Annotated in this window: 26 protein-coding genes and 1 tRNA gene; 2 read left to right on the forward strand and 25 right to left on the reverse strand. The window is 60.2% G+C overall.

Features of this window, described 5'->3' with window-relative positions; all coding sequences use genetic code 11:
• Positions 1-76 precede the first annotated feature (76 nt).
• Genes ispG through pyrH form a run of 7 tightly spaced genes read right to left on the reverse strand, consistent with a single transcriptional unit; the run spans position 77 to position 6250 of the window.
• On the reverse strand, positions 77-1114 hold the full coding sequence (gene ispG, locus JQM66_RS06620; RefSeq protein ID WP_235229100.1) for a flavodoxin-dependent (E)-4-hydroxy-3-methylbut-2-enyl-diphosphate synthase: 1038 nt from the start codon (positions 1112-1114) through the stop codon (positions 77-79).
• A gap of 10 nt (positions 1115-1124) precedes the next feature.
• Complete coding sequence (locus tag JQM66_RS06625) at positions 1125-2189, reverse strand: M50 family metallopeptidase (RefSeq protein WP_235229101.1); 1065 nt, start codon at positions 2187-2189, stop codon at positions 1125-1127.
• A gap of 21 nt (positions 2190-2210) precedes the next feature.
• On the reverse strand, positions 2211-3350 hold the full coding sequence (locus tag JQM66_RS06630; RefSeq protein ID WP_235229102.1) for a 1-deoxy-D-xylulose-5-phosphate reductoisomerase: 1140 nt from the start codon (positions 3348-3350) through the stop codon (positions 2211-2213).
• Between the two features lie 6 nt (positions 3351-3356).
• Positions 3357-4166 carry a phosphatidate cytidylyltransferase gene (locus JQM66_RS06635; RefSeq protein ID WP_235229103.1) on the reverse strand — a complete coding sequence of 270 codons (810 nt, stop codon included), beginning with the start codon at positions 4164-4166 and terminating at the stop codon, positions 3357-3359.
• The gene (locus JQM66_RS06640) at positions 4163-4915 is read right to left on the reverse strand and encodes an isoprenyl transferase (RefSeq protein WP_235229104.1); all 753 of its coding nucleotides are present in this window, start codon (positions 4913-4915) and stop codon (positions 4163-4165) included. Before JQM66_RS06640 ends, JQM66_RS06635 begins: the two co-directional genes overlap by 4 nt.
• Complete coding sequence (gene frr, locus JQM66_RS06645) at positions 4915-5472, reverse strand: ribosome recycling factor (protein ID WP_235229105.1); 558 nt, start codon at positions 5470-5472, stop codon at positions 4915-4917. The genes JQM66_RS06640 and frr overlap by 1 nt, the downstream gene beginning before the upstream one ends.
• Positions 5473-5530: 58 nt before the next feature.
• Positions 5531-6250, reverse strand: coding sequence for a UMP kinase (gene pyrH, locus JQM66_RS06650; RefSeq protein ID WP_235229106.1), 720 nt, complete (start codon positions 6248-6250; stop codon positions 5531-5533).
• A 246-nt stretch (positions 6251-6496) separates the two neighbouring features.
• Here pyrH and JQM66_RS06655 point away from each other — a divergent pair, with 246 nt between their 5' ends.
• A complete protein-coding gene (locus JQM66_RS06655) occupies positions 6497-8017 on the forward strand; it encodes a helix-turn-helix domain-containing protein (RefSeq protein ID WP_235229107.1) in 1521 nt (506 codons plus the stop codon).
• Between the two features lie 47 nt (positions 8018-8064).
• Here the strand turns inward: JQM66_RS06655 and yihA are convergent, their stop codons facing one another.
• The 18 genes from yihA to JQM66_RS06745 form a co-directional block, all read right to left on the reverse strand.
• Positions 8065-8661 (reverse strand): ribosome biogenesis GTP-binding protein YihA/YsxC, encoded by a 597-nt coding sequence (yihA, locus tag JQM66_RS06660; protein WP_235229108.1) that lies wholly within the window; start codon positions 8659-8661, stop codon positions 8065-8067.
• Between the two features lie 13 nt (positions 8662-8674).
• Positions 8675-11089: an endopeptidase La gene (lon, locus tag JQM66_RS06665; RefSeq protein ID WP_235229109.1), complete on the reverse strand. Its 2415-nt coding sequence runs from the start codon at positions 11087-11089 to the stop codon at positions 8675-8677.
• Between the two features lie 69 nt (positions 11090-11158).
• On the reverse strand, positions 11159-12475 hold the full coding sequence (gene clpX / locus JQM66_RS06670) for an ATP-dependent Clp protease ATP-binding subunit ClpX (protein WP_235229110.1): 1317 nt from the start codon (positions 12473-12475) through the stop codon (positions 11159-11161).
• 14 nt (positions 12476-12489) lie between these two features.
• Positions 12490-13074 carry an ATP-dependent Clp protease proteolytic subunit gene (locus tag JQM66_RS06675; protein WP_235229111.1) on the reverse strand — a complete coding sequence of 195 codons (585 nt, stop codon included), beginning with the start codon at positions 13072-13074 and terminating at the stop codon, positions 12490-12492.
• A gap of 132 nt (positions 13075-13206) precedes the next feature.
• Complete coding sequence (gene tig, locus JQM66_RS06680; protein ID WP_235229112.1) at positions 13207-14586, reverse strand: trigger factor; 1380 nt, start codon at positions 14584-14586, stop codon at positions 13207-13209.
• A 90-nt stretch (positions 14587-14676) separates the two neighbouring features.
• Positions 14677-15363 carry a metallophosphoesterase gene (locus JQM66_RS06685; protein ID WP_235229113.1) on the reverse strand — a complete coding sequence of 229 codons (687 nt, stop codon included), beginning with the start codon at positions 15361-15363 and terminating at the stop codon, positions 14677-14679.
• Between the two features lie 19 nt (positions 15364-15382).
• The gene (locus JQM66_RS06690; protein WP_235229114.1) at positions 15383-15700 is read right to left on the reverse strand and encodes a hypothetical protein; all 318 of its coding nucleotides are present in this window, start codon (positions 15698-15700) and stop codon (positions 15383-15385) included.
• 5 nt (positions 15701-15705) lie between these two features.
• Positions 15706-17196: a threonine synthase gene (gene thrC / locus JQM66_RS06695; RefSeq protein ID WP_235229115.1), complete on the reverse strand. Its 1491-nt coding sequence runs from the start codon at positions 17194-17196 to the stop codon at positions 15706-15708.
• 58 nt (positions 17197-17254) lie between these two features.
• Positions 17255-17614, reverse strand: coding sequence for a YraN family protein (locus JQM66_RS06700; protein WP_235229116.1), 360 nt, complete (start codon positions 17612-17614; stop codon positions 17255-17257).
• Entirely contained in the window at positions 17611-18234 is a 624-nt protein-coding gene (locus JQM66_RS06705; protein WP_235229117.1) for a ribonuclease HII, read from the reverse strand. The genes JQM66_RS06700 and JQM66_RS06705 overlap by 4 nt, the downstream gene beginning before the upstream one ends.
• Positions 18235-18774 (reverse strand): hypothetical protein, encoded by a 540-nt coding sequence (locus JQM66_RS06710; protein ID WP_235229118.1) that lies wholly within the window; start codon positions 18772-18774, stop codon positions 18235-18237.
• A gap of 12 nt (positions 18775-18786) precedes the next feature.
• On the reverse strand, positions 18787-19029 hold the full coding sequence (locus tag JQM66_RS06715) for a PF20097 family protein (protein WP_235229119.1): 243 nt from the start codon (positions 19027-19029) through the stop codon (positions 18787-18789).
• A 12-nt stretch (positions 19030-19041) separates the two neighbouring features.
• A complete protein-coding gene (ylqF, locus tag JQM66_RS06720) occupies positions 19042-19914 on the reverse strand; it encodes a ribosome biogenesis GTPase YlqF (RefSeq protein WP_235229120.1) in 873 nt (290 codons plus the stop codon).
• A 137-nt stretch (positions 19915-20051) separates the two neighbouring features.
• Positions 20052-20636: a signal peptidase I gene (gene lepB / locus JQM66_RS06725; protein WP_235229121.1), complete on the reverse strand. Its 585-nt coding sequence runs from the start codon at positions 20634-20636 to the stop codon at positions 20052-20054.
• Positions 20637-20647: 11 nt separating this feature from the next.
• Positions 20648-21232 (reverse strand): signal peptidase I, encoded by a 585-nt coding sequence (lepB, locus tag JQM66_RS06730; RefSeq protein WP_235229122.1) that lies wholly within the window; start codon positions 21230-21232, stop codon positions 20648-20650.
• A 134-nt stretch (positions 21233-21366) separates the two neighbouring features.
• Positions 21367-21708 carry a 50S ribosomal protein L19 gene (rplS, locus tag JQM66_RS06735; protein WP_235229123.1) on the reverse strand — a complete coding sequence of 114 codons (342 nt, stop codon included), beginning with the start codon at positions 21706-21708 and terminating at the stop codon, positions 21367-21369.
• Between the two features lie 150 nt (positions 21709-21858).
• A complete protein-coding gene (locus JQM66_RS06740; protein WP_235229124.1) occupies positions 21859-22440 on the reverse strand; it encodes a zinc metalloprotease in 582 nt (193 codons plus the stop codon).
• A complete protein-coding gene (locus tag JQM66_RS06745) occupies positions 22424-23344 on the reverse strand; it encodes a M23 family metallopeptidase (RefSeq protein WP_235229161.1) in 921 nt (306 codons plus the stop codon). Before JQM66_RS06745 ends, JQM66_RS06740 begins: the two co-directional genes overlap by 17 nt.
• A gap of 174 nt (positions 23345-23518) precedes the next feature.
• Between JQM66_RS06745 and JQM66_RS06750 the strand changes: the two genes are divergently transcribed.
• A tRNA-Pro gene (locus tag JQM66_RS06750) sits at positions 23519-23594 on the forward strand.
• The last annotated feature ends 183 nt before the right edge of the window (positions 23595-23777 follow it).

The following is a 23777-nucleotide window of genomic DNA, read 5'->3' on the forward strand; positions in this document are numbered from 1 at the left end:
TTCCTCTCTCCGCCTTGCTTGGTTTTGTACAGGACGCAGGGTGCGGCTATCCGGCGCACCCTGCGTTATTTCTTCGTTACAGCTTCTCGATCTCCGCCATCAAGGCGTCCACAAGCTGCTCCTGGGGAACCTTGTAAAGGATTTCCCCTTTCCGGAATAGCAGGCCCTCGCCCTTGCCGCCGGCAATGCCGATATCGGCGGCGGCGGCCTCTCCGGGGCCGTTGACGGCGCAGCCCATCACCGCCACGGTGATGTTTTTATGGCAGTTCGCTAATCTCCGCTCCACTTCCTCGGCAATGGGGATCAGGTCGATGCGGGTGCGGCCGCAGGTGGGGCAGGCGATCAGGTTGACGCCCTCTTTCCGCAGGCCAGCCGCCTTCAGGATCTTGTGAGCGGCGTAGATCTCCTCCACCGGGTCCGCCGTCAGCGTCACCCGGATGGTATCGCCGATGCCCATGCACAGCAATCCGCCGATGCCCATGGCGGATTTCACCATGCCCATGGAGGGCGTGCCCGCCTCGGTGACGCCCAGATGCAGCGGGTAGTCCGTCTGCTGGCTCAACAGCGTATAGGCCTTCATGGTCAAAGGTACGTCAGAACATTTGACAGAAATGCAGATATCGTCAAAATCGAACTTGTTCAACAACTGCACATGGCCTATGGCACTCTCCACCAGGGCCTCGGCGGTGACGCCGCCGTACTTGGCCCGCAGTTCCTTTTCCAGAGAGCCGCCGTTGACGCCGATGCGGATGGGAATGTGCTTCCGATTGCACATATCCGCCACGGCCTTCACGTTCTCCTCGGCACCGATGTTGCCGGGGTTGATGCGAATGGCGTCGATGCCCCGTTCCGCGCACTCCAGGGCATACTTATAGTTGAAATGGATGTCGGCGATCAGGGGAATGTTGATCTGCTCCTTGATCTTATCAACAGCCTCCGCCGCGGCCTGGTCCGGGATGGCCACCCGGATGATCTCGCATCCGGCGGCCTCCAGGGCCTTGATCTGGGCCACGGTGGCGACCACATCGTCGGTCTTGGTATTGCACATGGACTGGATGGACACCGGGGCGCCGCCGCCCACGGGGACCTTCCCCACCATCAATTGCTTTGTCATAACGTCCTCCCTATCGGAACACCTGGAATACGTCTTTTACCGTGATCAGCAGCATGAAGCCCAGCAGCACTACCATGCCCACCATATTGATGGCGGCCTGATACTTTTCCGGCACCTTCCGCTTGAACAGCAGCAGGGACACCCCGTCCACCGCCAGGAACAAAATGCGGCCGCCGTCCAGGCCGGGGATGGGCAGCAGGTTCATCACCGCCAGGTTCACAGCGATCATCGCCGCGATGGAGGCGATGTTCCGCACCGCCAGAGCGGCGGTCTCCGAGGCCGCCCCCACCTCGGCGATGGTATCCATGATCATCACCGGACCGCCCAGCTCCTGCACGCCCACGTTGCCGGTCACCAGCTGCACCAGGCTGAACCACACCAGCTGGACATAGTCCAGGGCCTGATACCAGCTGTATTGCAGCCGGGTTACAAAATTCCCGGGCACCACTGCCGCACCGATGCTGATGCCGAATCGCTCCTGTCCGGTGCCGTCATAATCCCGGCGGTACATGGGGAAATCCTCCAGAACGATGTGTTCTCCGTCCCGGATGACCTCCAGATCAACGCCCTGGCCGTCGTTATAGCTCAGGAACATGCTGGTGTCACCCCGGAGATAGGTCCGGTACCCGTCCACCTTGTAGATGATGTCTCCAACCATCAGGCCGTCCTCCCCTTCCAGGGGGAAGCCCTCGGCAAAGCCCGCCAGCTGGTCCACGTAAAAGCCGCCGGCGCCCGCAAACAGCACTAGTACGATGACAAGGCCCGTCAGGAAATTCATGACAGTCCCCGCCACCAGGATGACGAATTTCTTCCACAAAGGCTGCCGGACAAAGGACCTGCTGTCGCCAGTGTCCTCGTCCTCCCCCTCCATGGCGCAGTAGCCGCCGATGGGCAGCAGCCGCAGGGAATACTCCGTCTCCCCCTTCTGCTTCTGCAAAATCAGAGGACCCATGCCGATGGAAAATTCGTTGACCTTCACGCCGCAGAGCTTCGCCGTGATAAAATGGCCAAACTCATGGACGGCGATCAGCAGGCCGAAAATCAAAATGGCCGCCAGGATATACACGATCTTCATGCAAAAACTCCTAAAAAATGCTTACCGCAGCACGCTTTCCCGTGCCGCCCGGTCCGCCTCCAGAATATCCTCCAGAGCAGGACTCTGCACCACAGGCACAGTTGCCCGGGCCCGGGCCACCAGGCGGGGAATGTCATGGAAGCCGATTTTGTCCGCCAGGAACAGCCGGACGGCCTCCTCATTGGCGCCGTTCAGAATGGCGCAGGCGGTGCCGCCCTCGGTGGCGGCTTCCTCCGCCAGACGCAGGCACGGGAATGCCTCCCGGTCCGGGGCCGCAAAGGTCAGGGGCGGGCAGGTCAACAGGTCCAGGGGCTCCGCCGGGTTCACACCCCGCTCCGGGTATGTCATGGCGTACCGGATGGGCAGGCGCATATCCGGTGTCCCCAGCTGGGCCAGCACCGCACCGTCCCGGTATTCCACCAGGGAGTGGACGATGGACTGGCGGTGGATGACCACACTCACCTGCTCCAAGGTCAGGCGGTAAAGCCGCATGGCCTCAATGACCTCCAGGCCCTTGTTCATCAACGTGGCGCAGTCCACGGTGATCTTGGGGCCCATCTTCCAGTTGGGATGCCGCAGAGCGTCCGCCTTTGTCATTTTGCCCACTTCGTCATAAGTCATGCCGTAGAACGGCCCGCCGGAGCAGGTCAAAATCAGCCGTTTGATCTCCCTGCGGTCCGCACAGCCCTGAACGCACTGGAAGATGGCGGAGTGCTCGGAGTCCACCGGAACGATCTCCGCCCCGGCAGCGTCCGCCGCGTCCATCACCAGTTCTCCCGCGCAGACCAGGGTCTCCTTGTTGGCCAGGGCGATGCGCTTCTTTTCTTTAATGGCTGCCAGGGTGGGCTTTAATCCCACCATACCCACCACGGCAGTGACCACGGTGTCGGCCTCCGGGACTGTGGCAGCCTCCACAAGAGCGTCAAAGCCGCCCAGCACCTTGGTATCCGTGTCCGCCAGACGGACGGCCAGGTCCTTTGCCGCCGCCTCGTCGGTCAGTACGGCAATACGCGGCTTGAACTGCCGCACCTGCTCCTCCATGCGCTCCACGCTGGCATGGGCGGTCAGCGCCGCCACCCGCAGTCCCATCTGCTCCGCCACGTCCAACGTCTGGCGGCCGATGGAGCCGGTGGAGCCCAAAATGGAAATTGTTTTACTCATAGTCTATTACTTCACCAGGTTCAAAATGATTTCCACCACCGGGGTCACGAACAGCACGCTGTCAAACCGGTCCAGCACACCGCCGTGCTCCAGGAACAGATGGCCGTAGTCCTTGATGCCGAACTCCCGCTTGATGAGGGAGAAGCTCAGGTCGCCCACCTGGGCCACGATGCCGCACAGCAGGGCCAGCAACGCCATGGCGCCGTAGCCGATGCTGCCGCCGAACCATCGGTCCATGACGAAAGCGAAGATCAGGCCGCAGACCACATTGCCCGCCATGCCGCCGATAGAGCCCTCGATGGTCTTTTTCGGGCTGACCTTGGGGGCCAGCTTGTGCTTGCCGAAGGCCATGCCCGCGAAGTAGGCAAAGGTGTCACAGGCAAAACTGAGGATGAAGGGCAGCAGCAGATAAGCCCGGTGGATGCCGGAGGCTTCCATACGGAGGAACGCCGCAAAGGAATAGCCGATGGCGATGCTGCCGAACAGCCCTGCCATGACCTGGGCAAACTTCACCTCTCCGGCTTTATAAATAGCATAGCCGAAGAAGATCAGTGCTTCCAGGACAAAAAGGAGCGCCATATGCGCCGGACGGTCGTAGTACCACTCCACGGTGAACACAGCGCAGATTGCGCTAAAGCCCACCAGTTCGCTGCGCTTCAAACCGCCGCTGACGCACTTTTGCAGCTCCATGGCGCCGATACCCGCGAGAAGCGCCAGCGCTGCCATCATCACAAGGGACGGTGCCCACAGCACCACCCACACCAGCACCGGCACGCCGATAACAGCCACCAGCACTCTGGACTGTAAAGAGCTCATTTCTTCACGCCCCCAAACCGTCTGTCTCTCTGCTGGTAAGCCGCGATGGCCTTATCCAGCTCCGCCTCGTCAAAGTCCGGCCACAGCACATCGGTAAAATAAAACTCGGAATAGGCGCACTGCCACAGCAGGAAGTTGCTCAGCCGCAGCTCTCCGCTGGGCCGGATGATCAGCTCCGGGTCCGGGATGCCCCGGGAATCCAGATAGGAGGAGAACAGGGCATCATCCAGGTCCTCCGGCTTCTTCTCCCCCGCCGCACAGTCGGCGGCAAACTGCCGCACCGCCCGCAAAATCTCGTCCCGGCCACCGTAGTTCAGGCACACATTGGCCTGGAAATCGTCCTTGCTGAGATGCTCCGTGATCTCGTCCGTCTCCCGGGCCAGGGCCCGCAGCTCCGGGTCGATGGGCGTCATGTCCCCGAAGAAGTGGAGCCGGATGTGGTCCTTTTCCATGGTATCCACGGCTTCCAGCAGGTACTTTTTCAGCAGGCCCATGATGGCCCCCACCTCGTCGGCGGAGCGCTTCCAGTTCTCCGTGGAGAAGGCGTACACCGTCAGGTACTGGACGCCGATATCCTTGCAATAGGTGGCGATGCGGCGGAAGGTCTCCGCCCCCGCCTTGTGGCCGGCAGTCCGGGGCAGGCCCCGTCTGGTGGCCCAGCGGCCGTTGCCGTCCATAATAATCGCAATATGACGAGGCAGACATTTCGTCTGCCCCGCCATATCGGTAGTTTTTGATACGTTTGCCATCAGACCGCCATCAATTCCTTTTCCTTCTTGGCCAGCAGCTCGTCCAGCTTCTTGCAGCTGTCGTCGGTCAGCTTCTGCAGGTCCTTCTCCACCTGCTTCATCTCGTCCTCGGTGATCTCGGACTTCTTCTCCTGCTTCTTGAAGTTCTCCATGGCGTCACGGCGGATGTTGCGGACGGCCACCTTACCAGCCTCGGCGTACTTGTGGATCTGCTTCACCAGCTCCTTACGGCGTTCCTCCGTCAGCTGGGGGAAGGTCAGGCGGATGCAGCGGCCGTCGTTCTGGGGATTGATGCCCAGTTCGGAGTTCTGGATGGCCTTTTCAATGCTCTTCAGGGCCTTGCTGTCCCAGGGGGAAATGACCAGAGCCCGGGGATCGGGAGAGGAAATGGCGGCGATCTGCTGGATGGGAGTGGGGCTGCCGTAGTAGTCCACCATAATGCGGTCCAACACGCCGGCGTTGGCACGGCCCGCACGCACGGAAGCAAAGTCCGCAGCCACGGAGTCGATGCTCTTCTTCATTTTCTCCTCGTAAACTTTGTATTCGTCCTTCAACATGACTTGTTCCTTCCTTTCACATTTTCATCTGTTATGGGGAGGCGCTGACGCGCGGTTCTTATTCCTTGACGATGGTGCCCACGTTCTCGCCGCATAGGGCCCGGATGATGTTCCGGGGGTCCTTCAGGGCAAACAGCAGCACGGGGATGTGGTTGTCCATGGAGAGGGATGTGGCGGTGGTGTCCATCACCATCAGGTGCTGGGCCAGCACGTCGTCGTAGCTGATGGTGTCGTACTTCACGGCATTGGGGTCCTTGGCGGGGTCGGCATTGTACACGCCGTCCACATTCTTGGCCAGCAGGATCACGTCGGCGTTGATCTCCGCCGCCCGCAGCACCGCCGCCGTATCCGTGGAGAAGAAGGGGTTGCCGGTACCGGCGCCGAAGATCACCACGCGGCCCTCCTCCAGATGGCGGATGGCCCGGCCCCGGATGTAGGGTTCGGCGATGGCCCGCATCTCGATAGCGGTCTGGATCCGAACAGGGATGCCCTTCTGCTCGCACACATCGGCCACAGCCAGGCAGTTCATGACGGTGGCCAGCATGCCGATGTGGTCGGCCCGGGTGCGCTCCATCTTGCCGCCGCCGCTGTTCTTGGCGCCGCGCCAGAAGTTGCCGCCGCCCACCACCAGGCCCACCTGGACCCCCATGTCCAGGCACTCCTTGATGACATCGCAGACGCTGCCGATCATTTCAAAATCCAGGCCGCTTCCCTTTCCGCCGGCCAGGGCCTCGCCGCTGATCTTCAGCAGGACCCGCTTATAAACAGGTTTTGCCATTTCAAAAACCTCCGTTGTTTTTCGCAGATTTTAACGTTTATATTGTAGCGTATTTTTCCGGGTTTGCATAGGGGGTAACGGAGATTTTCCCAAAAATTCGGCCAGTGCAGATTTCTGGTCTGCCAGAGGTAAAACAGGCGGATTTTCTCTCTTTTTTGCCGCCGCAACCGATATTTGACACCCGGGTGGTAGCCAGTTCCTTACATCTGTGGTATCCTGTGAGCATGAAAAGGAGGTGTTCCGCCCATGACCCTGGGGCAGCGCATCAGCATGTATCGCAAACGCCTGGGGATCTCCCAGGAGGAACTGGGCGCCCGGCTGGGCGTCAGCCGGCAGGCGGTCAGCAAATGGGAAACCGACGCCGCGTCGCCGGATATGGAAAATTTACTGGCTCTTGCCAGAGAGTTCGGCGTGTCGGTGGCGGAGCTGACGGAGACGTCGGAGGCGAAAAAAGCCGCTCCAAAGTGGCTGCAATACATTTCCCTGGCGCTGGTGCTGGCAGCACTGGCGGGCCTGGCAATCTGCCTATACAGCCGGGAACAGCGGAATGACGTATCCGCACCGCCTCCCAGCCCGCCGGTCTCCGACACGGAGAACACACTCCCCACCCCCTCTCCTGCCTCGGACTTCGCCCTGATTCTGGATTGGACAGAGACCGGCGAGTTCCTGGAGTTGGGTGAACAGCAAGGAGCCTATCCATTCGGCACATCCCTGTGGCTGGACAGCCAGGAAACCACAGTGACCGCTGACGACGGCAGCACCGTCCACACGATCGACTGCCTGCAATCCGGAGGCATCCGGCTCCGATACAGTCATATCGAAGAGAAAGATCAGCCGCCCCGGAACATCATCACCCTTCTGGAGACCACGATGACTAAGGAGGTTTCCACTCCCCGCAGCATCCACGTGGGCAGCAGCAAAGCGGAGGTCATCGGCACCTACGGCAGCGACCTGGTCTACTGCATGAAGGAAGGAGGCGGCGATATCCTGACGGAGCATGACTATTTTTACGCCTATCAGCCAAAGGACGCCTATTCCAACAGCATCTGCTTCTTGATGAAGGACGGCATGGTCCGGGGCATCCGGGTGGAAAATATGGCGGACCTGGGAAATGACGCCTATGCCGTGAACAACATCTCCATCTTCCCCATTCAAAGGAATGGTGATCCGGATTACTCCAACCGGCAGGACCTCTATGCAGAGCCCGTCAGCGAGACCCGCAAGGTCTATATCGCCTGGAACGAGCTGGTGACCAACAGCAGCCTTTCGGCTGAGGAGGCCTACACCGATCGCTGGACCGTCTTCAGCGGTCTTTCCCTTCTGGACTGGCAGGAATTCGGCCGATTGGGCACCACAGAGTACCCTGAACAAACTATCGAGGCTTTCCTATCCTGGCTGCAGGACCAGGCACCTTATTCAGAGCCGGAGACCTTCCGGCTCCAGCTGGGTGTCCAGTCCAACCTGGACGGCTGGCTCAGCGAATCCTATTCTTCCCTGCTCTCCACCGCCTTCTTCGGAAATCCCGCCGTCTTTGCCAGGGGGCTGGCGTATCCCGGTCTGGAGGACACCATGCGGGAAGTGATGATGCACACCGCTTACAGTGCGGAGCTGTACCCGGCGGAGCTGGAAGCCGCACTGGATACACTGGACGCCGCTATCGAAAGCGGCGGATTCACCGCGGCAGAAGCAGATTGGGCCAAGCTGCTGCGTCTGTATCTCGTCACCCCCATTGATGACCGGAACGAGCTGCCCCGGACCCCCCTCTGACATGCAATAGGCGCAAAAAAGGAACGGCTCACGCCGTTCCTTTTCCGTTATCGCTCGCAGGCCTGGTTCAGCAGGGAGATCAGTTCCTCCTTGCCGGTGCCCTTTTCTGCGGAGAAGGGCACCAGGATGTCCTCCTCCGTCAGTTCCAGGGTCTCCCGGATCAGCTGAACGGCAGGCTCCACCTGGCTCTTTTTCAGCTTATCCAGCTTGTTTGCCACCACGATCTCCGGGCAGCCGCTCTCCCGGAACCAGCGGTGCATGGTCAGGTCGTTCTCCGTGGGCTTGTGGCGGATATCCACGATCAGGACACCCACGGTGATGAGACCGCCCTCGTCCTGGAAGTAGTTCTCCATCAGCTTGCCCCAGCGCTCCTTCTCCGCCTTGGAAACCTTGGCATAGCCGTAGCCCGGCAGGTCCACCAGATAGGCGCCCTTATCCACCATGAAATAGTTGATCTGGGTGGTCTTTCCCGGGGAGGCACCCACGTAGGCCAGGTTCTTTCGCCCGGCCAGACGGTTGATGACGGAGGATTTGCCCACATTGGAGCGGCCGGCAAAGGCAAACTGGGGCAGACCGTCCCGCAGGAAGCCGGACCGGTTGGCCGCGGAGCGGACAAACTCCACCTTTCCGAAATTCAATGCCATGTCGTCTCTCCTCTCACTGGCGCAGGGCGGCGTCGCCGCTCTTTTCCCGGGGAAGGGGCGCAAAGGCGGCCACGCAGCCGGTGCCCTCCTCCTGCACGCTCTCCGGGCACAGGGCGGCGGCAAACACCTCGTCCACCGTGGCCACCGGGATGAACCGCAAGGCAGCCCGGACGGTCTGGTCAATGTCCTCCAAATCCCGGACATTGTCCTTGGGAATGAGGACCGTGCCGATGCCGTTGCGTCTGGCAGCCATGGTTTTTTCCCTCAAACCGCCGATGGGCAGCACTCTTCCCCGTAAAGTAATTTCACCTGTCATAGCAACGCCCGCCTTGATTTTCCGGTCCGTCAGAGCGGACAGCATGGCGGTCGCCATGGCGATACCGGCGGAGGGCCCGTCCTTGGGCACGGCCCCCTCGGGGAAATGCACATGGATGTCCCTGGTCTTATAGAAGTCGGCCGGGATGCCCAGCACCGCCGCCCGGCTACGCAGGCAGGAAAGAGCCGCCTGGGCAGATTCCTTCATCACGTCACCCAGATTGCCGGTGAGCTCCAGCTTGCCGGTGCCCTCCATGACGTTGACTTCCACTTCCAGAATCTCGCCGCCGGCTTCCGTCCAGGCCAGGCCGTTGACCACGCCGATCTCCTCCTTCTCCGTGTGGAGGGCGGGGGGATAAGGCTGGCAGTCCAGCAGTTTAGGCAGGTCGTTTTCTGTAACGGTAATTCGCTTTACACCATCTGACAGCATGCGCATATCGGCTTTCCGGCAGATGGCGGCCAGCCGCCGCTCCAGCAGGCGGACGCCGGACTCCCGGGTATAGTCCCGAATGACGGCACGCAGCACGTCGTCGCTGACGCGGACGCTTCCCTTCTTCAGGCCGTGCTCCTCCATCTGCTTGGGCAGCAGGTGGCGGCGGGCGATCTGCACCTTTTCCTCGTCGGTGTAGCTGGATAGCTGGATCAGCTCCATGCGGTCCAACAGAGGACGGGGAATGGTCTCGATGGTGTTGGCGGTGGTGATGAACATGACCTTGCTCAGGTCCACGGGAATCTCCAGGAAATGGTCCCGGAAGCTGTGGTTCTGCTCGCTGTCCAGCACCTCCAGCAGTGCCGCAGCGGGGTCGCCGCGGTAGTCATTCCCCATTTTGTCGATCTCATCCAGCAACAGCAGCGGATTCATGGAGCCACTGCGGCTGATGGCCTCAATGATGCGGCCAGGCATGGAGCCTATGTAGGTCTTGCGGTGGCCCCGGATATCCGCCTCGTCCCGGACGCCGCCCAAGCTCAGCCGGGCCAGCTTCCGGTTCAGGGCCTTGGCAACGGAGATGGCGATGGAGGTCTTGCCCACGCCGGGAGGGCCCACCAGACAGATGATCTGTCCCTTGCCCTCGGGGTTCATCTGGCGGACGGCAATGGTCTCCAGAATCCGCTCCTTCACCTTTTCCAGGCCGTAGTGGTCCTTTTCCAGCACCTTCCGGGCCGCGTCCACGCTGACCCGTTCTTTCGTATAGGTGTTCCAAGGCATCTCCAGGCACACGTCCAGATAGCCCCGGATCACGGCGCCCTCAGCGCTGCCGAAGGGCTGCTTGGAGAGCTTGGTGACCTCCTTCAGCAGGTGCTTGGTGGTGTCCTCGTCCAGCTCCAGGGCCTGGATCTTCTGGCGGTAGGTGTCCAGCTCATCGTCGCCGTCCTCACCTTCCCCCAGCTCGTTCTGGAGCACCCGGATCTGAGTCCGCAGGATCTGGTCCCGCTGGGTGCGGGCCAGCTGGTCCCGGACCTTGCCCTCCATCTCATGCTCAAAGCCCAGCACGTTGCACTCCCGGGCCAGGAAGCCGTTCAGCTTCCGCAGGCGGATGAAGGGCGCCAGCTCTTCCAGAATCTCCTGCTTGTCGTCAAACCGCAGGGCAATGTTCTGGGCGATGAAGTCCGCCAGATACCCCACGTCCCGGCCATCCATCACCGTGGTGACCACTTCCTCCGGGATGCTGCCGGCCAGCTCCGCATACTCGCTGAACAGGTTCCAGGTCTGCCGCAGCAGGGCCTCGGTCCGGGGGCTGCGCTGGAAGGCCTCGGACTGGGCGGGCTCCTCCAGCTCCTCCACGTTGGCCTGGAGGAAGGGCTCCGTCTGCCACAGGCGGCGCAGGCGGGCGCGGCGGCGGCCCTCCACCATCACCCGGATGGAGTTCTTGGACAGCCGCAGAATCTGGGTGATGTGGGAAATGGTGCCCACCGCGTACAGGTCCTTTTCTCCCGGCGTTTCCGTGCCGATCTCCCGCTGAGTCACCAGGAAAATTTCCTGGTCCTCCTCCATGGCCCGCTCTAAGGCCCGGATGGAGATGCGGCGCTCCACGTCGAAGGTCATGGTCATATGGGGGAAAACCGTCAGACCCCGCAGGGCCAGGACGGGAATATTCAGATTCATTGCTTCCATAGGGGGTGTTTCCTTTCTTGGAATGAGAAAAAGGACGGAACGCATTGGCGTCCCGTCCTTGTGTTTCGCTTAAGACGCCGATCTGGGGTTGGAGCCGGGAACCGGCTTCTCGCCCTTGCCGGTGTTCAGTTTCACGGAATAGCTGACCTTGTTGGGGTCCCGGGTCAGCACGGGCTCACCCGTTCCCTCCACGCAGTCCCGGGTGATGACCACCTTGACGATGGTGGGGTCGGAGGGAATGTCGTACATGAGGGGCGTCAGGATGCCCTCCATGACGGCCCGCAGGCCGCGGGCGCCGATGTTGCGGGCAATGGCCTTGTCGGCGATGGCGTTCAGGGCCTCCGTCTCAAATTCCAGGTCCACATCATCGTATTCCAGCAGCTTCTGGTACTGCTTCACCAAGGCGTTCTTGGGCTCCTGCAGGATGCGCACCAGGTCCTCCCGCTTCAATGCGTTCAGGGGGGCAATCATGGGCAGGCGGCCCACCAGCTCGGGGATCAGGCCAAATTTCAGAATGTCGTGGGGCTGGACCTCATGGAGGATCTTATCCATGTCCTTGTCCTTCTTGCCCTGGACATTGGCGCCGAAGCCGATGCTCTTCTGGTCCAGGCGCTTTTCGATGATCTTTTCCAGACCGTCGAAGGCGCCGCCGCAGATGAAGAGGATGTTCTTGGTGTTGATCTGGATGAACTCCTGATGGGGGTGCTTCCGGCCGCCCTGGGGCGGCACGTTGGCAACCGTGCCCTCCACGATCTTCAGCAGGGCCTGCTGCACGCCCTCGCCGGATACATCCCGGGTGATGGAGGTGTTCTCGCTCTTGCGGGCGATCTTGTCGATCTCATCCACGTAGATGATACCCCGCTCGGCCCGCTCCACATCGAAGTCGGCGGCCTGCAGGAGACGCAGCAGAATGTTCTCCACATCGTCGCCCACGTAGCCAGCCTCGGTGAGGGTGGTGGCGTCGGCGATGGCAAAGGGCACCTTCAGAATACGGGCCAGGGTCTGGGCGAACAGAGTCTTGCCGGAGCCGGTGGGTCCCAGCATCAGAATGTTGCTCTTCTGCAGCTCCACATCCTCGTCTCCGCCGAAGAAAATGCGCTTATAGTGGTTGTAAACAGCCACGGACAGGGCCACCTTGGCCTCGTCCTGACCGATGACATACTGGTCCAGCACGTCCTTGATCTCCCGGGGAGTGGGCAGCTCGTCCGGCATATCCTCCAGAGGCTCCACGTCCTCGTCGTCAAAGCCGTCGCTCAAAATGCTCATGCACAGCTGGACACACTCGTCGCAGATGCGCACGCCGGGTCCCTGGATCATGCGGTGCACCTGGTTCTCATGCTTGCCGCAGAAGGAACACCGCAGGGACTTTTTGCTGTCGTCGCTCATGGTCTTACCTCTTCTTATTTCTTAGCAGTGATGATCTGGTCCACCAGGCCGAAGTCCTTGGCCTCCTGGGCCGTCATCCAGTGATCCCGCTCGGAGGCTTCCTTGATCTCCTCGGCGGTCTTGCCGGTGTTCTCCGCCATGATCGCATTCAGCTTCTTCTTGATCCGCAGGAAGTGCTCCACGTCGATCTCCATGTCCGTCACCTTGCCCTGGGTGCCGGCGGAGGGCTGGTGGATCATGATCTCGGCGTTGGGCAGAGCGATGCGCTTGCCCTTGGCGCCGGCGGACAGCAGGAAGGCGCCCATGCTGGCAGCCATGCCCACGCAGATGGTGGACACGTCGCACTTGACATACTGCATGGTGTCATAGATGGCCATGCCATCGGTAACGGAGCCGCCGGGGCTGTTGATATACAGCTGGATATCCTTGTCGGGGTCCTGGGCCTCCAGGTACAGCAGCTGGGCCACCACCAGGCTGGCGGTGGTGGCGTTGACCTCCTCGCCCAGGAAGATGATGCGGTCATTCAGCAGGCGGGAGAAAATGTCATAGGAACGCTCGCCGCGGCTGGTCTGCTCCACAACGTAAGGGACTAAACTCATTTGGAAAACCTCCGATCTTTTGTGCTCTCCGATGCCTCGAGAGATGCCTAATAAACCATTCTCTCATGATACCACAGGCACCATGAGAGAATGTGTCGAATCTGTAAAATGTACTGCGGGAAAGATTCGTGCTTATTCGGCGTCCTTCTCTGCCTCAGTCTCGGTGGTCTCCACCTCGGCCTCGGCGTCGGCCTTCTTCGTGGTCTTCTTGGTGGTCTTCTTGGCGGGAGCCTTCTTCACCACCACATTGGCGCTGTCCACCACAACAGCCACGGCCTTCTGGCTCACCAACTGGTCCTTGATCTGCTCGGCGGGCAGATACTTCTTGACCATCTCGATGTCCATGTTGTACTGCTCAGCCAGCTTCTTGTACTCAGCCTCGACTTCCTCGTCGGTGGCATCCAGATTCTCAGCCTTGATGATGGCGGCCACAGTCAGGTCCATCTTCACCTGACGCAGAGCGGGCTCCTTGGCGTCCTCCAGCAGCTTGGCCTCGTCCATGCCGGTGATCTGCATGTACTGCTCATAGGGGATGCCCTGCTGGGCGATCTGCATCTTGAAGTTGTCCAGGAACTGACGGCACTGGGTCTCCACCATGGCGTCGGGAATCTCGGCGGTGATGTTGGCGGCAGCCTGCTCCATGACGGCGTCCTCGAAGGCGCGGTCGGCGTCCTTCTGGCGCTCCTCGGTGATCTGCTTCTTCAGGTCGGCCTTCAGGTCCTTCAGGGTGTCGAACTCAGACACGTCCTTGGCGAACTCATCGTCCAGCTCGGGGACTTCCTTGGCCTTGACCTCGTTGACCTTGACCTTGAACACGACAGCCTTGCCGGCCAGGTCGGCGTGGTAATCCTCGGGGAAGGTGATGTCCAGGTCCTTCTCCTCGCCGGCCTTCATGCCGACCACCTGCTCCTCAAAGCCGGGAACGAAGCTGTGGGAGCCCAGCTCCAGATTGTGTCCCTCGCCCTTGCCGCCGTCGAAAGGCACACCGTTCAGGAAGCCCTCGAAATCGATGACAGCGGTGTCGCCCTCCTTGGCCTCGCGGTCCACGGACACCAGACGGGTGTTGCGGTCCTGCAGCAGTTTCAGACGCTCGTTGACGTCAGCAGCGCCCACCTTCACCTCGTCCTTCTCAGCAGTCAGGCCCTTGTACTCGCCCAGGGTGACCTCGGGATACACGGGGGTGGTGGCGGTGAAGGTGAAGCCTTCCTTGGTGCACTCGCCCACCATCTCAACGGCGGGATAGCCCACGACCTGCAGCTCCTTCTCCTTCACAGCGGCCTCATAGGCCTCGGGGAATGCAATATTGATGGCCTCCTCGAAAAACACCTCTGCGCCGTACATGCCCTCGATGACCTTGCGGGGGGCCTTGCCGGGACGGAAGCCCGGGACATTGATCTTCTTGCGCATCTTCTGATATGCCTTTTCGATGGCAGCCTCAAACTCGGCAGAACCGACCTCGATGGTCAGAACGACCTGGCTCTTTTCAATTTTTTCGCAGCTTTTCAAACTCATTTTGTTTATTCCTCCGTTCATCATTGGCTACACGCCGATGCGAATAGATATTTTAACAGAAAAATCTTGAAAAATCCAGTCTTTTTTCTGTTATTCGCAAATTTTTTTTGGGACAAATCCCAGATAGTCGGCGGAAATCAGGGAAAATTCCGTTTCTCCCCGCTTTCCCTCCAGCCTGCGGCGGATGGTGGGGCCGTGGAGGTGGCCGTAGCAGCACTGCTCCACATGGTATTTCGCCAAAACCGTCAAAATCTCCGGGCACTGATAGCCCTGGTAGATAGGCGGATAGTGGAGGAAGCACAGGATGGGCTTCTCCCCCGCCGCCTGCAGGCTGGTCTCCAGCCGCCCGATCTCCCGGGCCAACACCTTGGCGTTGTGGGGCTTCTGCTCCTCCTCCAAAAACCAGCCCCGGGTGCCGCAGAGGGCATAGTCCCCGTAAAAGGCGCAGTTGTTGTGGAGCAGGTCCAGGCTGCGGAGGTCCTTTTCCTCACAGAACCGCCGAAACTTGGCGGCGGTGGTCCACCAGTAGTCGTGGTTGCCCTTGAGGAGATACTTTTTCCCGGGGAACCGGTCTAGGAAGCGGAAGTCCGCCTCCGCCTCCGCCAGGTTCATGCCCCAGGAGGTGTCTCCTGCCAGAATCAGGGTATCGTCCTCCGTTAGGACCTCCAGGGCCTCCTCGATGCGGGCGTGGTAGTTCTCCCAGGCGGGGCCGAACACCTCCATGGATTTGTTCACCGACAGGGAGAGGTGCAGGTCCCCGATGGCATAGAGGGCCATAAACGCCCCTCCCTTCTATTTATTCTTTGTATGCGTCCTCTTCGTCATCAAAAACGAAAGGCTTGCCGCATTTGACGCAGAATTGTTCGTGGATCTCACTGGCTTTCCAGTAGGGCCGCGCCAGGCCCTTGCCACAACATGGACACTTCAAAAAGACACACCGCACGACGAGCATAGCAATCAGTCCCACCGTTGCGCCAGTCACTCCCAGGATACCCCAGACAGGGGAACCCGTATCCAACACATCATACATCAATACAGGCAGCGCAGCAAACGCAATAGATATGACCATCAGGATCGTCACCGCTCTGGCCCATTTCCTCTTCAGCGTTTTCATGACCACTATTTTTTCAGGAAGTCCAGCACCACGTTGTCCATGTTCTGCTTCTCGGCGGTCATGTCGAACCGCTGCGCCTTGCCCTTCAGAGCGGCCAGACGGCGGGGCACGGTGACGCCGGACACCGCGTTCAGCTGGTCCAGCAGCTCCACGCCGTCGCCTACCGGGGTCTCCCCGATGGCAGTCAGCACATGGTTGCAGAACTTATAGGGAGAGGCAGTGGACACGAACACCGTCACGGTCTCGTCGCCGGTGGCCTTGCGGTACTGCTCCATAACGTTGGCCGCCACAGCGGTGTGGGTGTCGATCAGGTAGCCCTTGTTCTTGTAGTAGTCCGCGATGGTGGCGGCGGTGCCGGCCTCGTCGCAGAAGCCGCCCCAGTACTGCTCCTTCACCGCCGTCTTAATGGCGTCGGAGACCTCATACTTTCCGTCCTTGCTGAGAGCCGCCATGTAGCCCTTCACCTCTTCGTCATTCTCGCCGGAGAGGTCGAACAGCAGCCGCTCCAGGTTGCTGGACACCAAAATGTCCATGGAGGGGCTCATGGTGGTGTGGAAGGGCCGGTTCCGGTCATAGACGCCGGTGCGCAGGAAGTCCGTCAGCACGTCGTTGCGGTTGCTGGCGCAGATGAGCTTGCCCACGGGCAGGCCCATACGCTTTGCATAATAGGCCGCCAGGATGTCGCCGAAGTTGCCGGTGGGGACACAGAAGTTCACCTTGTCGCCCATCTTGATCCCGCCGTCCCGGACCAGGTCGCAGTAGGCGGAGATGTAGTACACCACCTGAGGCAGAATGCGGCCCCAGTTGATGGAGTTGGCGGAGGACAGGAAGAAGCCCCGGTCCGCCAGGGTGGCCCGCATCTGCTCGTCGGAGAAAATGCGCTTCACGCCGGCCTGGGCGTCGTCGAAGTTGCCCACCACGGCACAGACACCCACGTTGGCACCGTCCTGGGTGACCATCTGGGTCTCCTGGACCTTGGACACGCCGTCCTTGGGATAGAACACCATAATACGGGTCTGGGGCACGTCGGCAAAGCCCTCCATGGCGGCCTTGCCGGTGTCGCCGGAGGTGGCCACCAGGATGCAGACGGTCTTGTCCTCCCCGGTCTTGCGGAGGGCGGCGGACAGCAGCTGGGGCAGCATCTGCAGCGCCATATCCTTGAAAGCGCTGGTGGGGCCGTGCCACAGCTCCAGGCAGTGGGTGGCATCATCCACCTTGCGGACGGGCGCCACGGCGTCGGTATCAAACTTGTCGGGGCCGTAGGCGTTTTCCGCGAAGCCCAGCAGCTCCTCATAGGTGTAATCGGTCAGGTACAGGCCCATGACCCTGGCGGCCCGCTCCTGATAGCGGGCGTTCACCAGTTCTGTCAGAAAGGCCTCGTCGATCTGGGGGATGGTCTCCGGCGTCAGCAGGCCGCCGTCCCGGCTCAGACCCATCTTGATAGCCTCCGCGGATTCCATGCGGACGGCCTTGTCCCGTGTGCTGTAATACTTCATTGTTATTTCCTCGCTTTCCTATGTAGGGCGTGACCACCGGGCACGCCGTCCACTTCTGTTATTCAAAGGCGTTCTCCAGGTATTCCATCCGGAGGGCGCCGTCGTTTTCCGCGTAGACCTCCGCCACATCGAACCGGGCGGGGGCATCGATGTCATGGGAGCTAAGATAAGCGGCGGCGGCAGTCCGCAGCCGTTCCTGCTTCCGGGCATCCACGAACTCCCGGGGTAACCCGATGGCCCCGGTGCTCCGCAGCTTGACCTCCACAAAGCAGACGGTGCCCCGCCTGTCCCGTGCCACCAGGTCCAGCTCTCCGAACCGGCAGCGCCACTGACTGGCAAGGAGGGTATAGCCCTTCTTCCGCAAATAGCGGGCCACCTCCGCCTCACCCCGGTTTCCAGTACTTCTGGTGGTACTCATGGCCGCCGTGCCTCCCACTTTTTCAGGAAGGTGACCCGGTGGGCCGGGCAGGGACCATATTGGTCCAGCATTTCGTAATGTAATTTGGTGCCGTAGCCCTTGTGTTTGGCGAATTGATACTGAGGATACAGGGCGTCCAGCTCCGTGGACACATATCGGTCCCGGCTGACCTTCGCCAAAATAGACGCCGCCGCGATGGAGGCGCTTTTCCCGTCGCCGCCCACGATGGTAACGTGGGGCGTCGTGACGACATGGATGCTGCCGTGGTCCCGGTTGCCGTCGATGAGAGCCAGGTCCGGTTTGACCGTCAGGCCGTCAATAGCCCGCTGCATGGCCAGCATCCGGGCGTTGAGGATATCCATTTCATCGATCTCCGTTGCTTCCACCCGGGCGATGCTGTACGCCACCGCCTGGGCGGTGATGATGTCGAACAGGGCCTCCCGCTTCTTCTCCGTCAGTTTCTTGGAGTCGTTGAGGCCGGGGATGTCCAGTTCCCGTGGCAGGATGACAGCAGCGGCATACACCGGCCCCGCCAAGGGCCCCGCCCCCGCCTCGTCCACGCCGCAAATAGTCTGAACGCCGCTGTTCCATTGTTCCCGCTCGTATGTCCAAAGGTCCATTTATCTTACCTCAAATTCCACAGTCAGATCCGCAAGAGCACCCTTCATATGCTCGCAGTCCGGTATGACGATCCGATACCGCCCCGCCCGCAGAGGCGTTGGATAATCGTGAGCAATGTCACAATGCAGCGTGATCTCACCGCCGTTCCAGTTCACGATGTCGGTTTTCGGAGTACCACCGGTGTCGCTCCACTGGGGGCTTTTCACCACAGGGCGCATTCGATGCCAGGCTCCATCCTTCCAATACTCAAGTTCGTAAGCAAAACTTGACTGTCGTGAGGACAGCCACACTACACCGTCCGGCGCGTCATTGCGGAAATACAGGAGAATGGTATTCACATCTGTGGAATACACCTCCTGCTCCGCTGTAAACGTCATATACTCCCATTCATAAAGATCATTCACCATCTCATGGGGTGATACACCGCCTACCGGACTGCGGAACCGGAAATACAGCAGCACCGCCGCCATGATGGCAAAGACAGCCAGGATACCTCCAAGCACCTGCTTGGAATACCGCGTCAGGATACCAGGACCCATGAGCCGCCTCCTTTAATATTCCACCACAATTTTCCGGCACTCTCTGCAAATATAAGCCGAGAGCGTTCCGTCACTTTCCAAAAGGCCCAGGTTATTGGGGCCGTCCAAAACGATCCCACCCTGCTTTTCAATTCCCCGTTTTGTCACCACGCGGGGCAGATGCTGAACGCCGGGCGGCAGGAAATGAATACCGGCCTGCGGCGCATATGCGATTTTCCCAGCTTTCATCTCTTTTCCGCAGACAGGGCAGTTCATAAATATCTCTCCTTACTCCGGCAGCTCCAGTGTAAAGCGTCCCAGCTTGCCAGCCCGAAACTCGTCCAGCAGGATCTTCGCCATGCGCTCCGTGTCCACATCCCCGCCGGAAATCAGGAATCCCCGCTTCCAGCCCGCTGCCTCCAAGAGGCGGTAACCGTAGGCGACATCATTTTCTTCCGTCTCCCGCTCCGGCAGGGCAGCCAGTTTATAGCCTGTTTTCAGAGCGTCCGGGTACTGTTCTCCCAGGTAGGCCATCAAGTGGCAGCCCAGGGTCTCGGTGTCCAGGATATCGTCCTTCACCGCGCCGGTATAGGCCAGGTTCAGACCAACGCTCTGGTCCTCGAACTTGGGCCACAGGATGCCAGGGGTGTCCAGCAGTTCCAGGCCGCGGTCAATGGGCACCCACTGCTTGGAGCGGGTGACGCCGGGGCGGTCCTCGGTCTTGGCGGTCTTGCGGCCCGCCACCTTATTGATAAAGGTGGACTTGCCCACATTTGGGATTCCTAAAATCATCACCCGGACCACCCGGCCCGCCATACCTTTTTCAGCGTAGGCCTTCAGCTTGTCCGCCAGCAGCTCCCGGACGGCTCCGGCAAACTTTGCCGTTCCCTGTCCGCCCTTGGCGTCAGATTCCAGCACGGCATAGCCCTTGGCCCGGAAATACGCCGCCCACTGCTTCGTGGCCTCCGGGTCCGCCTGGTCCACCCGGTTCAGCACCACCAGCCGGGGCTTCCCCGCCGTCAGCTCGTCCACGTCCGGGTTCCGGCTGGACACCGGGATGCGGGCGTCCAGGATCTCACACACGGCGTCCACATTCTTGATTTGATCGGCGATCATCCGCCGGGTTTTGGTCATATGACCGGGATACCATTGAATATTCATACCAATCCCCCATTGCGCCGCGATGCGCAGCACATGTAAAGATGAATTGTTCCCCCGGCGAAATGGGGGATTCCGCCATCATCGCCGGTTGCCCGTCAGGGCGAGGCGATGGGCGATCTGAATGATCGTATGATGCTTCACACGATCACTCCAATCCGTTTGAAGCTGCGCTCCCCGGTATAGGCGTCCGGACCGGGGAAGGCCAGGAACACCGCCTTGCCGATGACATAGCGGCAGTCCACCGTGCCCAGCCGGGAATCCCGGCTGTCACTGGAGTGGTTCCGGTTGTCGCCCATGACAAAGATGCTGCCCTCGGGCACCGTCAGCGGAAACTCGGTCCCCTCCTCCAGCAAGGTCAGTTCATTGATATAGTCCTCCTTCAGCAGCAGGCCATCCACATAGACGCTGCCGGAGGAAAAGTCGATGTCCACGGTCTGCCCCTCGGTGGCGATGACCCGCTTCACAATGGGCTCCTCCAAAAAGGCATTTTTCCGCAGAACCACGATATCGCCGTATTTGTAATCATCATACAGCATGGAATTCAGCACCAGCAGGCGGTCCCCATCCTGGAGGGTGGGCACCATGGAGTGACCGTCCACGCCAATGAGGCGGATCACAAAGGTGAACAACACCACCACGGCCAGCACGGAGCAGACCAGTGCCTGGACCCACTCATAGAAGTCTTTCCCGTTTTCCCGCTGTTTTTTCTCGTTCTCTTCCATCTTGTTCTCCTTTATTGCAGAGAGCCCACGCGGCTCCACTCCCGTGCGACCTGGTCCGCCGTCACACCGGGAACCAACAGAAAAACGGCCTTTCCCGTGACCATGCGGATGTCGATGGGACCCAGATCCTTATGGCGGCTGTCACTGCTGTTGTTGCGGTTGTCACCCAGCACAAAAATGTGTCCCTCCGGGACGGTAATGGGAAAATCCAAACCCTCGGATGTCCAGGTGGGCTCCCGGATGTAATCCTCCTCCAGCGCTTCTCCGTCCACATAGACGATGCCGGCATCAAAGTCGATGTCCACTGTCTGGCCTTCCAGGGCGATGACCCGCTTCACAAGGGGCTTGCCGTCCCGGAAGCTGGCCTTTCGCAGAACCACGATGTCCCCCGGCTGATAGCCCCCGCAGAGGTGGTCATTCAGGATCAGGAGCAAGTCGCCGTTCTGCAGAGTCTCCCGCATGGACTGGCCGTCTACCCAGAATCCACGGACCGCGAAAGTAAATACCAGCACCACGGCCAAAACAGAACAGACCAGGGTCTGGACCCATTCATAGGCCCCGCGCCCGCGCTGCTCCGCTCGCTTTTCTGCCGTCATCGCCGATCCCTCCACAGCCAATAGGTTTCCACTATAATCTAAAGTAGTATAACAAAAAAATCCCCGGACCACAAGGGCACAGGGGAATTTTCTGCAACAAAAAAGAGAGGCTTGCGCCTCTCTTTTTGTCTCTCTTAGAGCTTCTCCTTGACCTTGGCGCCCTTGCCGACGCGGCCGCGCAGATAGTACAGCTTGGCACGACGGACCTTACCGTTGCGGACGACCTCAATGTGGTCGATGGAGGGAGAATGAACGGGGAACACTTTCTCCACGCCGACGCCGTAGGAGATACGACGGACGGTGATGGTCTCCTCGATGCCGCCGTGCTTCTTGGCAATGACGGTGCCCTCGAAGACCTGGATACGCTCACGGGAGCCTTCCTTGACCTTCACGTGGACACGGACGGTGTCACCGATCTTGACGTTGGTTACCTCGTTCTGCAGGGTTTCCTTGTTGAGTTCCTTGATGAGATCCATGGATATTTTCCTCCTATTGTATAGGCGTTCATGCCGCTATTCACGCACTTTCGGCAACTTTTGGCCGGTGCACGACAGAGGACCACCCTTTTAGCTTGAATAGGATACCACAGATCGTCCCGCATTGCAAGCATTATTTTGCAAAAAAGTTCATTTTTCGAAACATTCCCGGCCCGCTGCGGCCAGTGCACCCACCGCCGCCGGAAGAAGCCACAGACTGCCGCCGCTTCGGATCATCAGCCAACCCAACCCAGCCGCCAGGACCACCGCCGTCACCGCCCCGGTCCACCGGGCCGTCGCCTCTCCCGCCGCAGGGCCCAGCAGCCACGATGTCCCCAGATACAGTGCCCGTCCTCCGTCCAAGGGCCGGATGGGCAGCAGGTTGAAGATACCAAGGACGATATGTGCCCCTGCCGCAGTCTCCATACCCACTCCTGCCAGCACCGCCGCGCTCAGCAGATTGGCCGCCGGGCCCGCCAGGACAGCCGCCAGCTCCTGTCCATAGGACAGTCCCCGGCTGTCCACCGCCAGCACCGCCCCCAGAACGCCGATCCGCAATCCCAGGGTCCTTGCTCCCAACGCTTTCAGAACAGCCCAGTGGCCCAGCTCATGGACCGCTGCCGCCCCCAGGACTACGACGGTCAGACACCAGCCGTTCACCGCGGCGAACCAGGCGGTCAGCAGACAGAAGCCGGGAGAGATCCGGAACGTCTCCTCACAGCACAGAGACATAGTAGATGGGGTTTAAGTACACGCCGTCCTTCTGCAGTTCAAAATGGAGATGAGGTCCCGTGGCAATGCCCGTCTCCCCCACCTCGGCGATCTTCTCTCCCCGCCGCACCGCACTGCCGGAGGAAGCCGTGATCCGGCTGCAATGGGCGTACAGGGTGGAATATCCGCCCTCATGGGCCACCATGCAGTATCTTCCGTAACTGCTGCTCTCCCCTACCGCCGTGACAGTCCCGTCAGCAAAGCAATCCACCTCTGTCCCGGTGTCGGCCGCCAGGTCCACGCCGTAGTGGAACCGCTCTTCCCCCTCGATGGGATGGTCCCGGTAACCGAAACCTGAGCTCAGTGCTCCGGACACCGGTGTGCAGTAATCAAAGTCTAGGATCGCCTGCTCCAGACTGACACCCTCCGGAAGATTCTGGTTGGAATACAGCACATAAGCCAGCGTGGAAACCTCTGTTGCCTGCGGCTCGGCAGTATCGGCTGCCTGCTGCTCCTGACCTGCCTGCTCCTGAGGAAGAGATGTGTCACGCCGATATTCCTGTAACAGCTGTATGGCTCCTTCCGCCTGGGCGGCGGTGATCTGTGCAGCGGTCTGGACCGCTTCATCATTCTCCTGAGGATGGAAAACCGCCTGATAGACCTCATCCGCGGTCTGGTCCAGGCCGTTCTCTCCGGAAATCGCACGCCCTAGTGCCGAGAATACGGCCTGTACATCCATGTTCTGCTCCATAGCACGGTACAGTCTGGCGTTCACCCGGACCATGGGCTCCGGCAGCACCAGCTTGGCCGCCACCAGCAGCACAAAGATCCCGCTGCAGATCACCAGCTGCAGCAGCTGCCGCCGCTCCCCGGGGCGCGGATGATCTTCCCGCCGCCCGGCCGCCGGCCTTGACACACTCCGCATCCCGCTTTTCCGTCTCCGCCGCTCCGCGGAAATAGAGGCGATCCGCCTGCCCGTTTGCCGTGAAGTCATCTGGCTCCCTCCCCACACTTCTCTTCTTCTGGAATCTATGTGAGCATTTCCGATAATATAACCTTGACAGGCTCGAAAAAATTCCGTATAATAATCAAGCTATATCCGGGTGTAGCGCAGTTGGTAGCGCGCATGGTTCGGGTCCATGAGGCCGTGGGTTCGACTCCCGCCACTCGGACCAGGCGGAGTGTCCTTATAGGATCTGAGTATCCTGTAATGGACGCTCCGCATTTTTTTATTTCCACTCTCATACTGCAACCTCTGCCGGGGCGTAGCTCAATGCTAATCTCCTTGAAATTACTCTCAAGGCGTAGCCGCCGATTTTTTCTGTTTTGTCAAGTGTTTTTTGTGTCTTTTTCCAATT

The organism is Oscillibacter valericigenes (assembly GCF_021531915.1).
Lineage (GTDB): Bacteria > Bacillota > Clostridia > Oscillospirales > Oscillospiraceae > Oscillibacter > Oscillibacter valericigenes_A.